Consider the following 13,784-nt stretch of genomic DNA (forward strand, 5'->3'; position numbering starts at 1 on the left):
CCCTGACCTGCGGTGACATCGCCGATCCCCATCCTCCGCCGCCCCCTGGTGGAGCAGGCGGGTGCCCGAGCCGGCCGCCGGCGTCGTCCTCGACGAACCTGGTCAAGGCCCTCGCCGCCGGCTGACCGGTCGTCCGCCCGGCCCCTGGACACGCCGGAGACCTGTGGCGGAATTTCCGGGCGCGTGCGCGGGTTGGGCCGGGTGATCGTCCGTACCTGATGAGGAGAACCCATGAACGACCAGCCCGACGTCCCGGCCGTCCGACAGCTCCGGCTGGTCGTCGAGGCGGAGGACTACGAGGCCGCGCTGACCTTCTACCGCGACGTGCTCGGCCTGCCCGAGGAGGCCGCCTACTCCTCCGGCGACGGCGCCCGCGTGGCCATCCTCGACGCGGGCCGGGCCACGCTGGAGATCGCGAACCCGGCCCAGAAGAAGATGATCGACGACGTCGAGGTGGGGCGGCAGGTCGCGCCCAAGCTCCGGGTCGCGTTCGAGGTGGACGACTCCCGTGAGACCACCGCCCGCCTGGTGTCGGCCGGCGCGGCCGAGGTGGCCCCGCCCACCCTCACGCCCTGGCAGTCGCTCAACTCCCGCCTCGACGCGCCCGCCGGGCTGCACATCACCGTCTTCCAGGAGCTCGCCAGCTCGGAGGAGCGGGAGAAGCTGGACGGCTTCGGCACCTCCTGACCACCGGCCCACCCGGGCGGTGGGGCGGCCGGTTGCCATTTCGGCAACGGCATTTGTCAACCTCGTCGCGCGCGACGCACAGTGTGCCTTCGGCACGTACTGGAGGAACGCGATGGACGAGAAGTACGACGTGGTGGTCGTCGGCGGCGGGGCCGCCGGGCTGAGCGGGGCCCTGACCCTGGGCCGGGCCCGCCGCAGGGTGCTGGTGATCGACGAGGGCCGGCCGCGCAACGCCCCGGCCGACGGCGTGCACACCTACCTGGGCCGGGAGGGCGTCCCGCCGCTCGATCTGCTGGCCGCCGGCCGCGACGAGGTGACCGGGTACGGCGGCGAGATCGTCACCGGCGCCGCCGTGTCGGCCGAACGCCTGGACGCCGGCGGTTTCCGCGTACGGCTCGCCGACGGGTCGTCGGTCGTCGCGGACCGGCTGCTGGTCACCACGGGCCTGGTGGACGAGCTGCCCGACCTGCCCGGCGTGGCCGAACGGTGGGGGCGGGAGGTGCTGCACTGCCCGTACTGCCACGGGTGGGAGGTGCGCGACCAGCCGATCGGCGTGCTGGCCGCCGGCTCGATCGCCGCGCACCAGGCGCTGCTGTGGCGGCAGTGGAGCGCCGACGTGACCCTCTTCACGCACACGGCCCCGCCGCCCGGCGAGGAGGACCTGGCCAGGCTGGCCGCGCGTGGTGTCACCGTCGTCGAGGGGCCGATCGCCGGCCTGTCGCCGGACTCCGGCCCGCTCACCGGCGTCACCCTGGAGAACGGCGACGTCGTCCCGTGCCGGGCCTTCGTCGTCGCCCCGCGCTTCGTCGCCCGTTCGGGTCTGCTGGCCGGGCTCGGCGTCGAGACGGCCGAGCAGCTCATGAACGGGCACGTCATGGGCGCCCACGTGCCCGCCGACCCGACCGGCGCGACCGGCGTCCCCGGCGTGTGGGTGGCCGGGAACGTGGCCAACCTGGGCGAGAACGTCATCGGGGCCGCGGCGGCGGGCGTCAGGGCGTCGGCGGCGATCAACGCCGACCTGATCGAGGAGGAGACCCGCCGCGCCCTGGCGGCCCACACGGGCGCGCCCGTCTCCGGCGAGCGGTTCTGGGACGACCGCTACGGGCAGTCCGAACGGATCTGGAGCGGCGACCCCAACGCGCGCCTGGTCGAGGAGATCGCGGACATGACGCCCGGCACCGCGCTGGAGCTGGGCTGCGGCGAAGGCGCGGACGCCGTGTGGCTCGCCCGCCGCGGCTGGCGGGTCACCGCCGCCGACGTCTCCGGCGTGGCCCTGGCCCGCGCAGCCGCCCACGCCGCGGACGAGGGCGTCGCCGAGCTCATCGACTGGCAGCGCCACGACCTGGCCGAGTCCTTCCCCGAGGGCGAGTACGACCTGGTCACCGCGAGCTACCTGCACTCGCCCGCCGAGCTGTCGCGCGAGAAGGTCCTGCGCGCCGCCGCCGCGGCCGTCGCGCCCGGCGGCCAGCTCCTGGTGATCGGGCACGCCGGCCCGCCGCCGTGGGACCCGGACGCCCACCCCGGCGTCCACCTGCCGACCCCGGAGCAGGTGCTCGACGCGCTGGAACTCGCCGAGGGGGAGTGGGAGGTGCTGCGGGCCGAGGAGTTCGCGCGCGTCCAGGCCGCCCCGGGCGGCGGGCAGGCCGTCCGCACCGACAACGTGCTGAGGATCCGGCGCCGCTGACCGATGCGGACGCCGGACGCGCGAGACGAGGAGGTCTCCGGCGAACCGGCTACCGCAGACCTCCTCGTACGGCCATCACCGGGACACGGCTAGTTGACGCAGCCGGGAACGGGTGTGGGCGAGCAGTTGGTCGGGGTGTTGCCGCGCACGACCGAGGCCGTCAGTGTCACCGAGCCGGGGGCGCCCTCGTTGTCGATCCCTCCGGGTGCGCCGCCCGCGCGGTTGTTGTCGATCACGCTGCGGCTGATCGTCGCGGTGCCGGGACCGATGTTCGCCACACCGCCACCGGCGATACCGGCCGTATTGTCGTTGATGGTGCTCCGGATTATGGTGAGAATTCCATCGCCGGCGATTCCGCCACCCCTTTCTCCGGCGCGGTTGTCGGTGAGAAGACTGTTGGTGAAGGTCATTCTTCCGTCGGTGGCCGCGCCTCCGCCGTTCCTGTTCGCGGAGTTATTCAGAATATTGCTGTTCGACACGTTGACGACGGTTCCCCCGATGCCGCCGATGCCGCCGGAGAGGGTGCCGGTGTTGTACTGGATGAGCACCCGATCGAGGTTCGTGGTACCGCTGTTGACCGCGACGGCCCCGCCGAACCCTCCTGTGGAGGTCGTCGCGTCGCCTCCCGTCAGCCTGACCCGGTCGAGGTTGAAGTTGCTGTTGACGGTGAACAGACGGAACCGGGCCGCCGCCGGGTCGCGCTGGATCGTGGCGTTCTGGCCATGGATGGTGAGCGGCTTGTTGATCGGCGGGAGGGGGCCGGTCGAGTTGTTCAGGACGTAGGTGCAGCCGGGTGTCAGGAAAAGCGTGGCGCCGGGCGCGGCGCCGTTGATCGCGTTGATCAGCGCGGGCCCGGCGCACGGTACGACGGCGACCGTCGCACTGGCCGCGGGTGTTCCGGCCGCGAATGCGGCGGCCGAGAGAACGACGCCCCCGATAAACTGATAAGCCCTGATTGCCTGCATTGAAATATCCCCCCGAGCGGACTCATGGTGAATGAGTGGCGATTAGCTGGCCTGGTCATCCCCGGGGCGGATAAGCGTTACGCGTATGACTTATCGGATATAAAAGCAAAAGCGGGTCAATTGGGATATTGCGCCCCGCGCCCCTAGTCGAGGGCCGTCGTCAGCGGGCCGCGCGCGGCCTCCTCCAGCAGGGCGACGGTGACGGCCAGGTCGGGGAAGGCGTCGATGAAGGCGTCGACGGGGTGCGGGGCGAAGTCGGCGGGCTCGCGCAGCCCGCTCTGCATGCAGGCCACGAACCGCAGCCCGGCGCCGGTGGCCGCCTGGGCGTCGGTGGGTGAGTCGCCCACGTAGAGGCATTCGCCGGGGGCCAGGCCGGTGACGGCCAGCAGCTCGTCGAAGGCGCGCGGGTCGGGCTTGCCGAAACGGGTGTTGTCGGCGTGGTAGACGGCCGCGATCCGGCCGTCGAGCACGTGGCCGGGCGCCATCAGGTGCTCCATCTCGGCCTCGGTGCGGGAGGTCAGCAGCATGACCGCGCGCCCGGCCGCGTTGAGCTCGTCGATCACGCGCAGGTTCTCGCCAGGGACGACGTCGACCAGCCCGGCCGCCACGTACTCGCGCAGCACGGCGTGGTGCAGGGGGAGGTAGGCGGCCAGGTCGAGGCCGGGCGAGCGCAGCGGCATCGCCTCGTGCAGCGGCCGGCCCCACGTCGCCACGTGCACCGCCCTGGACATGGGCCCTCGGCCGAGGCGCGCCAGGACCTCGTTCTCCAGCTCGAAGCACGCGGCCTCGGTGAGGCACAACGTGTCGTCGACATCAACCACCACGGAACGGATCACAGGCCACACCATAACCGGCGGCCGTGTCAGGAGCCGACGGCGGCGGCGCGCAACGCGCCCGCGAGGTGCGCGACCGGGCCGGGGACGGGGCCGGGAAGACGGGCCAGCAGCAGCCGGCGCTGCTCGCGCGGCCCGCCCCGCACCGGCAGCACCCGAACGCCCTCCGGCACGGCCGGGCCCATCGACGCCGGCACCGTGGTCAGGCCGCAGCCGGCGGCGACGAGGGCGAGCTTGGCCAGCCAGTCGCGGGCGACGAACACCGTCTCGGGACGCTCGTCCAGGCCCGGCCACACGCCCAGGGTGGGGCTCTCGCCCGCCGCGGCGGCCGGGCCGGCGATCCAGGGACGGCCGTGCAGGTCGGCGACGTCCACGTACTCCCCCCGGGCCAGCGGGTGCCCGGCGGGGACGGCGACGCGCAGGCCGCGCTCGGCCAGGATCTCGATCTCCAGCGCCGGCGTCTCGGCGTCCGGGGCGCGGAAGGGCGGCGCCGAACTGAGCAGGGCCACGTCCAGTGTGCCGGCTCGCAGCGCGCGGACCAGTGCCGAGCTGCCGTCCTCGCGGCCGGTGACGGCGATGGACGGACGCGTGCGCCGCAGCTCGGCCAGCGCGCGCGGCACCAGGACGGCCCCCGCGCTGGCGAACCAGCCGAACCGCACGGTCGCCGGCTCGGCGGGCAGCCCGGCCAGCTCGCGGGCCGCGGCGTCGACCTCGTCCACGACGGTGGCGGCGCGGCGCAGCACGAGCCGTCCGGCGGCGGTCAGGCGCACGCCGTCGTGACGCCGCTCCAGCAGCCGGGCGCCGGCCGCGCGTTCGAGCGCGGCGACCTGCCGGGAGACGGCGGACTGGGTGTAGCCGAGGGCGGTGGCCGCCGCGGTGAGCGTGCCGCGCTCGGCGACCTCGCGGAAGACCCGCAGGGCGGTGAGCGAGGCGTCGGTGAAGGCCATGACGATCACGCATACCGGACTTGACGGACTTTCGCTACCCGAATGTCTCCGGCGCTCCTAGTCTGGCCGATGCCGGGAGCGCGCACCGGCCCGCGGAACGATTCCCGAAGGAGCAGACAATGAGCACCACCCCGAAGGTCGCCCTGGTGACCGGCGCGACGCAGGGGCTCGGGCTGGCCCTGGTCGAAGGGCTGGCCCGCCGGATGACGCCGTCCGACACCGTCTACCTCACCGGCCGCGACCCCGGCCGCGTGGCCGAGGCCGCGGCGGCGATGCCCGCCACCGGCGCCCGCGTACGCGGCGAACTGCTCGACGTGGCCGACCCCGAGGCCGCCGCCAAGCTGGCCGGCCTGCTGAGCGAGCGGCACGGCGGCGTGGACGTCGTGATCGGCAACGCGGTCATGCGCGTCGGCCCGGACGACGACATGCGCCGGCTCATCGACGCCTACACCGAGGTGAACAACTTCGGCACCACCCGGCTGCTGCGCGCCTTCGCGCCGCTGCTGCGGGACGGCGGCCGCCTCCTCGTCGTCGTCAGCTCGCTGGGCACGCTGAACCATTTGGCGCCCGTCCTGCACGATCGCTTCGACGGGCTGGAGAGCCTGGAGGAGGTGGACGCGCAGGTGGCCGCCTGGCGCGACGCGGTCAAGGACGGCAGCGCCCGCGCCCAGGCCTGGCCGGGGTTCGTCAACATCCCGTCCAAGATCGGGCAGGTGGCCGCGGTGCGGGCGCTGGCCGGACGGCGGCGCGACGAGGACGCCCGCCGCGGCGTCCTGCTGGCCGCCGTCTGCCCGGGGATGATCAACACGCCGACGTCCGGCCTCTGGTGGGACGTCAGCGGCGCCCCTTCGCCGGAGCAGGCCGCCGTCCCCCTGCTCGACCTGGCCCTCGGCCCGGTGGACCCCGGCCACTACGGGGAACTCGTCCGGTTCGGACAGGTTCTCCCGTGGCGGCCGGGGCGGCGGGCGGCTAGTTGATCGTGACGATCGTCCCGCTGCCGTTGGGGTACTCGACGTAGCCGGTGTTGACCCGCGGCGTCGCCCCCGTCCAGGACGCGGTCAGCGTGAACGGCGTGCCGGCGCTCGTCTTCGGCCTGGCCGGCGTGACGGTGAGCGCGCCGCGCTCGTGACCCGGCTCCACGATGTCGACCTGCGTGGTGAACGCCGTGGACGTGGTCCCCGGCCGGTCCCCGAGGGAGAGCACGAGCAGGGTGTGCCGGCCGGGCCGGGGGCGGGACAGCACCGCGCGGTGGTCGCCGTCCGGGGCGGACACCCACGACTCGAACTCGCGCCCGCCCTTGCCCTCGTAGAGAAGCAGGCCGCCGACCTGCGCCTCCGGGTCGACCGCCTTGATGCGGAACGCGACGGCCTTGGCGCCCTCGGGCACCGTGACCGGGATCTCGCGGCCCATGATCTCGTCCTGGCTGACCGTGCCCGGCCGCTCCTCGCCCGAGACCGGCCCGTACGGGGTGACCTGGAACTTCCGCAGCCCCGGCGTCACCTCGAACGACAGCGAACCGGCCGCGCCCGTGCCCCGCACCTCTGCGGGCGCCTTGGCGCTCAGCGGCGTGGCCACGACCGCGCTGCGCACGCTGGTGCCCGCGCCGGTCCAGGTGAGGTGCCCGCTCACGGTGTCCCCGGTGGCCTCGGGCAGCGTCTCCAGCGTGACGGTGAACTCCTTGGCCTGACCGGCCTCCTTGAACACCAGCGTGGACGGCTTGACCTTGGCCTTGAACCCGGGCAGCTCGATCGAGGCGTGGTAGACGCCCGGCGTCAGCGCCGTCACCCGGCGGGTGACCGTGCGGGAGCCGAACAGCTCGCCCACCGAGATCGTCGGGTAGTTCAGGTCGGAGGCGGCCAGCGGCTTGACGCCGGTGCCGGTGGTGACCCCGAGGCCCTCCAGGAAGCCGTACCAGTCCTCGGCCCCGGCGTCGTAGACCAGGCCGGGGGTGAACATGCGGGACGGGTCCACGTGGCCGGCGCCCTGGGCGAAGACGTCCGGGGTCCTGGTGTCGTACGCGGTGGTCATCATGGCCGACTTGATCGCCATCGGCGACATCCGCGGGTTCCGGCCGAGGTGGAGGGCGGCCAGGCCGGCGATGTGCGGGGTGGCCATCGAGGTGCCGGAGTAGAAGTCGAAGTCCTTGCCGTCGTTGCCCGGAGGCGCCACGGCGGCCAGGATCGCCGAGCCGGGGGCGGTGATGTCCGGCTTGAGCAGGTCGCCCTTGGCGGAGAGGGCGGGGCCGCGCGAGGAGAAGCTGGTGACCTCGGGGTAGGCCACGCCGTCGGCGGGGGCCGGGAGCAGGGTGGCGGTCGCGCCCGGCGTGGCCGCGTACGCCGCGATCTTCCCGGCGTCCGGCGCGTCCACGTGCACGGTCGGCACGGCGTGCAGGTCGGCGTCGGTGGACTGGACGGTCGGGTTGCCGAGCACCATGCCCACGCCGCCGGCCCGCCTGACCTCGGCCGACTTCTCCACGCGAGGGGTCGTTCCGCGCGCGCAGTAGACGATCTTCCCGGCGGCCCTGGCCGGGTCGAGCGAGCCGGCCGCGCACACCTCGGCGTCGGCGTCGGCGGCCGGGCCGGCCTTCACCGACACGGCGGTGACCAGCGGCTTGGGACCGACCGGCGCGACGACGGAGGTGCTGATGCCGCGGTAGGCGGAGCCGTCGCCGAGCCGGACCTCGCCCCGGCGGGGCGCGATCGTGCCGGCGGCGACGGTCGTCGTCCAGGGCGCGGTGTTGTCCAGCGTGGAGGCGTCGGGGCCGGAGTTGCCGCCCGCGGTCGAGACGAAGACGCCGGCCTGGGCGGCGGCGAGGAAGGCGAGCTGGATCGGGTCGTCCGCGGCCGACTCCGACATCTCGCTGCCGATCGAGTAGTTGATCACGTCCACGCCGTCGGCCACCGCCTGGTCGATGGCCGCGATGAGGTCGGAGCTGTAACCGCCGGTCGTGCCGCCGTTCTTGCCCTGCCACAGGGCCTTGTAGACGGCGATCGCCGCGCCGGGCGCGACGCCGGAGACCGTGCCGAAGTCGATGCCGTTGGCGGCGGCCGGGACGCCGTTGTTCCCCGCCGCGGTCCCGGCGGTGTGCGAGCCGTGGCCCTGGGCGTCGCGCGGGGAGGCGAAGTCGTCGCGCTGCTCCGGCGGGTTGTACCGCAGCCACTGCTCGCCGAAGTAGCGGGCGCTGATCAGCTTGCCGTTGCACAGGTCGGCGGTGAAGCGCTCGCCGGTCTGGCACACGCCGGTGAACGTGGAGCCGTCGGCCTTGTTCATGACCGTGGCCCCGTCCTTGAGGTAGGGCCGGTACGGGTCGGCGCCGGCGGGCGGTTCCGTGCCGAGGGCCGGGCCGGCGAAGGACGGGTTCTCCGGCCAGATGCCGGTGTCGACGACGCCGACGACCACGCCCTTGCCCGCCTTGGCCGTGCCGCCGAGCGCGGCCCACAGGCCGCGGTCGCCGGACAGGCGCAGGAAGTCGGCGGAGTTCCGGTCGTCCAGGGCCTTGTGCAGGACGTCCGGGGTGACCGACAGCACGCCCTTGGCGGCGTGCAGCCGCAGGGCCTGGGCGGGGGTGAGGTCGGCGGTGAAGCTGTTGGAGGCCACCACGTGGTGGGAGGTGGCGGACGCGCCGACACTGCGGGCCACCTCGTCCTGCCGCCCGGTCAGGCGGTCGCGGTAGCGCTTGGCGTGGGCGCTGGTGGTGTCGACCTTCCTGCCCTTGCCGCCCTTGGTGGGCGCGATGCCGGTCAGGCCGCCGTCATAGGTGGCCAGGGGCGACTCGGTCAGGGTGACGACGTAGGGGGACGGGCCGGGGGAGGGGGCGGCGGGCGGCGTGGAGGCCGCCGCGGGGCGGGCCACTGCCGGGACGGCGGCGGTGACCGCCAGCGCGGCGGCCAGCGCCAGGACGCGGTGAACGCGGGTGTTGCGGGACATTGCTCCTCAAGGGGGGCGAGCCTGGTCACCCGTCCGGGGAGGATCACCGGAGGGCCGTCATGGAGTCAAGCGGCCAGTGGAGATCGATGTCGAGATATAGTGCTGACATTTTCGGCCATATGACCAAAAACGACATTTTGGAAGGTGCTTCTTGGGGGACGGGTCGGTGCTCGGCGCGGTGGGCCTGTCGGACTTCGACGAGCGGCTGTACCGGCTGCTGCTGCGCCGGCCCGGCCTGCGCACGGCCGAGGCCGCGGCCGCGCTGGAGGTCGGCGCCGCCCGGGTGCGCCCCGCGCTGGCCCGTCTGGCCGACGCTGGGCTGCTGCGCCGCACCGGACCCGGCCGGTACGACGCCGTGCCCCCGGAGGCCGCGATCGAATGGCTGCTGGACCGCCGGAGGCTGGAGACCGAGGCACGGCTCGCGGCGGTCAGGACGGTCGTGTCGGACTTCACCCAGCTCTACCACTCCGGCCGCATGGGCTCCGGGCCCGCCGGGATCGTGGAGGTGCTGGCCGGGGAGGAGGCCGTCAAGCGGGTGATCACCGAGCTCCAGCGCACGGTCGGCGTGGAGCTGCTCGGCTTCGACCGCCCCCCGTACGTGGGACGCCCCGACGACTCCCACGACACCAACGAGTCGGAGCTGGACGGCACCCGGCAGCTGCTGGCGCGCGGCGTGGACATCCGCGTGGTCTACTGCGCCGAGTCCCTGGACCGGCCCGGCCGCCTGGAGACGCTGATCCGGCTGGCCGAGGAGGGCGAGCGCTCCCGGTTCGTCGCCCATCTGCCGTTCAAGCTGCGCATCGCCGACCGCAGGATCGGCCTGTTCCCGCTGGTGGACGGCGTCTACGACAACATCGCGCTGCTGCACCCCTCGCGGCTGCTGGACGCGCTGGTCGAGCTGTTCGACGTCTACTGGGAGCGCGGCCGGCCGCTGGCCGGGCTGCCGCAGGCGGCGCAGGAACGCCCGGCGGAGGCGGACCTGCTCGTGCTGCGCCTGCTCAACGCCGGGCTCAAGGACGAGGCCATCGGCCGCCACCTCGGCGTCAGCGCCAGGACGGCCACCCGCAAGATCGCCGCCGTGGTGGAGAGCCTCGGCGTGACCAGCCGTTTCCAGGCGGGCGCGGAGGCGGCCGCCCGCGGCTGGCTCTGATCCCATCTCGCCGCACTTCGGTAGATCTTCGCTTACTGTGCATTTGGGGAGGTGCGCTGCGGGAGAATGTCCTCGCCGCGCACCGGTGCACGGCTCACGGGGGAATCACGGAGGATGACGTCGAGGATGAGTGCTCAGACGCAGGAGCATCTCGGCCCTTACCGGGTGATCAGGAAGATCGGCGAGGGTGGCATGGGGGTCGCCCACCTCGGTCTCGACGGCGCGGGGCGCCCGGTCGCGATCAAGGTGCTGCATCCGCACGTCGCCTCCGACCTCAAGGCGCGCGACCGCCTGGTGCGCGAGGTGGAGACCATGCGCCGGGTGCGCAGCCGGTTCGTCGCCGAGGTCGTCGACGCCGAGTTCGACGCGGACCGGCCCTACGTCGTGACGCGCTTCGCCGACGGCCGCACGCTTGAGCAGACCGTCCTGACCGACGGCCCGCTGGAGGCCCGCGCGGTCGTCAGGCTCGCGCAGGGGCTTTGCCAGGCGCTGGTCGACATCCACGCGGCGGGCGTGATCCATCGCGACCTCAAACCGGCCAACGTCATGCTGGTCGGCGGCGAGCCGCTGGTCATCGACTTCGGCATCGCCCACCTGGTCGACGCCGCCCGGCTGACGCAGTCCGGCATGTTCGTCGGCACCCCCGGCTACCTGGCCCCGGAGATCATCCGGGCCTCGCAGGTCACCCCGGCGGCCGACGTGCACGCGCTGGCCTCGACGGTGTTCTTCGCCGCCACGGGGCTGCCGCCGTTCGGCACCGGGTCGTTCGAGGCCGTCTGCTTCAACACCATGGAGGGACGGGCCCGGCTCGACCAGGCGCCCGAATGGCTGCGCGGCTGGCTGGCCGGCGCGCTGCGGGTCGACCCGGCGGCCCGGCCCGGCGCCCGGGAGCTGCTGCGGCAGGCCGGGGCGCTCGACCCGGTCGGCCGCCCGATCAGGGCCGAACCGCCCGCCGCGAGCACGCTGACCATGGACGTCGTCTCCGCCCTGCTCCCGCCGGTCGAGTACGCGCCGCGCGGCCACGAGCACCGGCCGCCCCCCGCCCCCACGGTCCACGCGGGCCGGCCGGAGGAGCGCCCGCGGCGTCCCGCCGAACCCGCGGCGCCCCCGGCGCCCGCCGAACCCTTCGACCTGCGGCGGTTCGTGACCAGCAGCGGGTTCGTCGGGGTGCTGGCGCTGGTGACGCTGTCGGCCTCGACCGTCGTCACGCCGGTCGTCGGCGGCCTGCTGGCGGTGGCGCTCTCGCTGGCGCTGCGCGCCGCCGACCACTTCCTCACCGAGGAGCGGCCGACGGCGTCCCGCGCCGCGCTCGTGGCCATGGGCAACCTGCTCCTGTCGCTGGCCTGCGGCCTGGGCGTGGCCGGCCTGCTGGAGGCGGCCGGATCGAGTACCAGCCACGCCGAGGCCCTGGCCGCCGGCGGGTTCACGCTGGGGTTGTTCGTGCTGCCCGGTGCGGCGCCGGTGCGGCGCAGGGCCTCGGCGTGGCTGGCCCGTCTTCTGCCCGGCCGCAGCGCGACCGTGGTGACGGTGGCCGTCATGGGGCCGATCGCGCTGCTGGCGACGATCGCGGCGCTGCTCCAAGGCTGACCGGCGACCGTCCCCGAGGTGAAGGCGCCGGTGCCTCAGCCGCCGGCGGTCCACACCGCGCACGCGGCAGCTCGCCGGCATCGAAGATCATTCGGGGTGCCGTACGGCTGGACACCCGGGCGGTCGACGTGTTCAGAATGGGCCTCGTGACGCCTTCGACCGGGCACGTCGTCAGGGACCCGCTCACCGGGCGGGTCGAGCGGCCGCTCGCGCCCGTCGGCCCCGAGCGGCTGGCGGAGATCGCGGCCGGGCTGCGTGCGAGGGCCCCCGCCTGGCGGGCCCCCGGCCGCATCTCCGAACGGATGGAGGTGCTGGCCGCGTTCGGCAGGGCGCTGGCGGCCGACGACGAACTGCTGGCCGCGCTGGTGGCCGACACCGGCCGGGAGGCCGAGTCCAGGCTGGAACGGCAGCTCACGGCCGGCCTCGCCGAACGATGGGCACGCCAGGCCCCCGCCCTGCTCGCGCCCCCACCCGAACGACCGGCCGCGCTGCCGGGGATCGCGGTGGGCGGCGACGCGGTGCCGTACGAGCTGGCCGGGGTGATCAGCCCCTGGAACTTCCCGCTGCTGCTCGGCCTGATCGACGCGGTGCCCGCGCTGGCGGCCGGCTGCGCGGTGCTGGTCAAACCGAGCGAGGTGACGCCGCGCTTCATCGAGCCGCTGACGCGGCTGATCCCCGACGAGCTGCCGCTGCGGCTGGTCGAGGGCGCGGCCGAGACCGGCGAACGGCTCGTCGGCCTGGTGGACACCGTCGTGTTCACCGGCAGCGTGCCGACGGGCCGCCGGGTGGCCGAGGCCGCGGCGCGCGCGTTCGTCCCCGCCCACCTGGAGCTGGGCGGCAAGGACCCGGCGATCGTCCTCGCGGGCGCCGACCTGGAACGGGCGGCCGAGGCCGTGTTGTGGGGCGGCACGGCCAACGCCGGGCAGTCCTGCCAGTCCGTCGAACGCGTCTACGTCGAGCGCGGCGCGTACGACGCCTTCCTCGGCCTGCTGGCCGACCGGGCCGCGGCGACCCGGCTGACCTGCGAGGGCGGTCCCATCGGGCCGATCATCGACCCCGCGCAGGCCGACGTGATCGCGGCTCACCTGGCCGACGCCGCCGCCAAGGGCGCCCTGACCCACACGGGCGGCGCGATCGAGCGGCACGGCGGCGGCCTGTGGTGCCGTCCCACCGTGCTGTCGGGGGTGCGGCACGACATGCTCGTCATGACGGAGGAGACGTTCGGGCCGGTGCTGCCGGTCATGGCCGTGTCCGGGGCGGAGGAGGCGGTGGCGCTGGCCAACGACAGCGTGTACGGCCTGTCGGCCGCCGTGTTCGCCGCCACCGAGCGGGAGGCGCTGGCCGTCGCGGCCCGGCTGAACGCCGGCGCGGTCAGCGTCAACGACGCCGCGCTGACCGCGCTCGTCCACGAGGGTGAGAAGAACTCCTTCGGCCTGTCGGGGCTCGGCGGCTCGCGCATGGGCGCCGCCTCGATCGGCCGGTTCCTGCGCCGCAGGGCGTACCTGGTCAACCGGTCCGGGGCCGCCGATCCGTGGTGGCACCCGAGGAAGGGATAGAGCATGGGACTGCGTGCCGAGATGCCGCTGCTGGCCCGCCACGAGGGCGAGTGGGCCGGCGAGTACGTGCACGTCGACAAGGACGGCGCCGTGATCGACCGGCACCACGTCGAGATGACCTGCGCGATCGTCGGCGACGCCGGCTACCACCAGACCAACCGCTACCGCTGGGACGACGGCCGCACCGAGGTGCACGAGTTCCCCGGCACGTACCTGGGCGGCGGCCGGTGCGGCTTCGACACCGAACGGCTGACCGGCCAGTTCTGGGAGCTCGACGACAGCACCATCTACCTGACCTGGCGCTTCAAGGCCGAAGGCGACGACCTGCGGCTGTTCGAGCTGATCGTGCTGAGCGCGGACGGCGACTCCCGCAGCCGCACCTGGCAGTGGATCAGGAACGGCGAATGCGTCCGGCGCACCCTGATCGACGAGCGCCGGACGGCCTGAC

Annotated in this window: 11 protein-coding genes; 7 read left to right on the forward strand and 4 right to left on the reverse strand. The window is 74.1% G+C overall.

Annotated elements, in window-relative coordinates; genetic code table 11:
- Positions 1 to 231 precede the first annotated feature (231 nt).
- Together ABZ815_RS12335 and ABZ815_RS12340 are read left to right on the forward strand one after the other, a co-directional pair.
- On the forward strand, positions 232 to 687 hold the full coding sequence (locus tag ABZ815_RS12335; protein WP_357696920.1) for a VOC family protein: 456 nt from the start codon (positions 232 to 234) through the stop codon (positions 685 to 687).
- A gap of 112 nt (positions 688 to 799) precedes the next feature.
- Positions 800 to 2,371, forward strand: a complete 1,572-nt coding sequence (locus ABZ815_RS12340; RefSeq protein WP_357696922.1) for a bifunctional NAD(P)/FAD-dependent oxidoreductase/class I SAM-dependent methyltransferase — start codon at positions 800 to 802, stop codon at positions 2,369 to 2,371.
- An 89-nt stretch (positions 2,372 to 2,460) separates the two neighbouring features.
- On the opposite strand, the gene ABZ815_RS12345 is transcribed toward ABZ815_RS12340, so the two are convergent.
- The 3 genes from ABZ815_RS12345 to ABZ815_RS12355 all read right to left on the reverse strand — a co-directional run bounded on the left by ABZ815_RS12345 (position 2,461) and on the right by ABZ815_RS12355 (position 5,116).
- Entirely contained in the window at positions 2,461 to 3,336 is an 876-nt protein-coding gene (locus ABZ815_RS12345) for a hypothetical protein (protein WP_357696924.1), read from the reverse strand.
- A 143-nt stretch (positions 3,337 to 3,479) separates the two neighbouring features.
- The gene (locus ABZ815_RS12350) at positions 3,480 to 4,172 is read right to left on the reverse strand and encodes an HAD-IA family hydrolase (RefSeq protein WP_357696925.1); all 693 of its coding nucleotides are present in this window, start codon (positions 4,170 to 4,172) and stop codon (positions 3,480 to 3,482) included.
- A gap of 26 nt (positions 4,173 to 4,198) precedes the next feature.
- Positions 4,199 to 5,116, reverse strand: coding sequence for a LysR family transcriptional regulator (locus ABZ815_RS12355; protein WP_357696927.1), 918 nt, complete (start codon positions 5,114 to 5,116; stop codon positions 4,199 to 4,201).
- Between the two features lie 119 nt (positions 5,117 to 5,235).
- Here ABZ815_RS12355 and ABZ815_RS12360 point away from each other — a divergent pair, with 119 nt between their 5' ends.
- Positions 5,236 to 6,093 (forward strand): SDR family NAD(P)-dependent oxidoreductase, encoded by an 858-nt coding sequence (locus ABZ815_RS12360; RefSeq protein ID WP_357696929.1) that lies wholly within the window; start codon positions 5,236 to 5,238, stop codon positions 6,091 to 6,093.
- Here the strand turns inward: ABZ815_RS12360 and ABZ815_RS12365 are convergent.
- Complete coding sequence (locus ABZ815_RS12365) at positions 6,086 to 9,043, reverse strand: S8 family serine peptidase (RefSeq protein WP_357696931.1); 2,958 nt, start codon at positions 9,041 to 9,043, stop codon at positions 6,086 to 6,088. The two genes, ABZ815_RS12360 and ABZ815_RS12365, sit on opposite strands and share 8 nt — an antisense overlap.
- 151 nt (positions 9,044 to 9,194) lie before the next feature.
- Here ABZ815_RS12365 and ABZ815_RS12370 point away from each other — a divergent pair, with 151 nt between their 5' ends.
- The 4 genes from ABZ815_RS12370 to ABZ815_RS12385 all read left to right on the forward strand — a co-directional run bounded on the left by ABZ815_RS12370 (position 9,195) and on the right by ABZ815_RS12385 (position 13,783).
- The gene (locus tag ABZ815_RS12370) at positions 9,195 to 10,193 is read left to right on the forward strand and encodes a helix-turn-helix domain-containing protein (protein WP_357696933.1); all 999 of its coding nucleotides are present in this window, start codon (positions 9,195 to 9,197) and stop codon (positions 10,191 to 10,193) included.
- 126 nt (positions 10,194 to 10,319) lie between these two features.
- Positions 10,320 to 11,780, forward strand: coding sequence for a serine/threonine-protein kinase (locus tag ABZ815_RS12375; protein ID WP_357696935.1), 1,461 nt, complete (start codon positions 10,320 to 10,322; stop codon positions 11,778 to 11,780).
- A 146-nt stretch (positions 11,781 to 11,926) separates the two neighbouring features.
- On the forward strand, positions 11,927 to 13,336 hold the full coding sequence (locus ABZ815_RS12380; RefSeq protein ID WP_357696937.1) for an aldehyde dehydrogenase family protein: 1,410 nt from the start codon (positions 11,927 to 11,929) through the stop codon (positions 13,334 to 13,336).
- 3 nt (positions 13,337 to 13,339) lie between these two features.
- Positions 13,340 to 13,783 (forward strand): hypothetical protein, encoded by a 444-nt coding sequence (locus ABZ815_RS12385; protein ID WP_357696939.1) that lies wholly within the window; start codon positions 13,340 to 13,342, stop codon positions 13,781 to 13,783.
- The last annotated feature ends 1 nt before the right edge of the window (position 13,784 follow it).

Origin of the sequence: Nonomuraea sp. NPDC047529 (assembly GCF_040642995.1) — a bacterium.
GTDB lineage: Bacteria > Actinomycetota > Actinomycetes > Streptosporangiales > Streptosporangiaceae > Nonomuraea.

Coding starts and splice junctions, on each gene's coding strand:
- ABZ815_RS12335 (WP_357696920.1), top strand. CDS start 232: ATGAACGACCAGCCCGACGTCCCGGCCGTCCGACAGCTCCGGCTGGTC.
- ABZ815_RS12365 (WP_357696931.1), bottom strand. CDS start 9,043: ATGTCCCGCAACACCCGCGTTCACCGCGTCCTGGCGCTGGCCGCCGCG.
- ABZ815_RS12345 (WP_357696924.1), bottom strand. CDS start 3,336: ATGCAGGCAATCAGGGCTTATCAGTTTATCGGGGGCGTCGTTCTCTCG.
- ABZ815_RS12340 (WP_357696922.1), top strand. CDS start 800: ATGGACGAGAAGTACGACGTGGTGGTCGTCGGCGGCGGGGCCGCCGGG.
- ABZ815_RS12355 (WP_357696927.1), bottom strand. CDS start 5,116: ATGGCCTTCACCGACGCCTCGCTCACCGCCCTGCGGGTCTTCCGCGAG.
- ABZ815_RS12385 (WP_357696939.1), top strand. CDS start 13,340: ATGGGACTGCGTGCCGAGATGCCGCTGCTGGCCCGCCACGAGGGCGAG.
- ABZ815_RS12375 (WP_357696935.1), top strand. CDS start 10,320: ATGAGTGCTCAGACGCAGGAGCATCTCGGCCCTTACCGGGTGATCAGG.
- ABZ815_RS12360 (WP_357696929.1), top strand. CDS start 5,236: ATGAGCACCACCCCGAAGGTCGCCCTGGTGACCGGCGCGACGCAGGGG.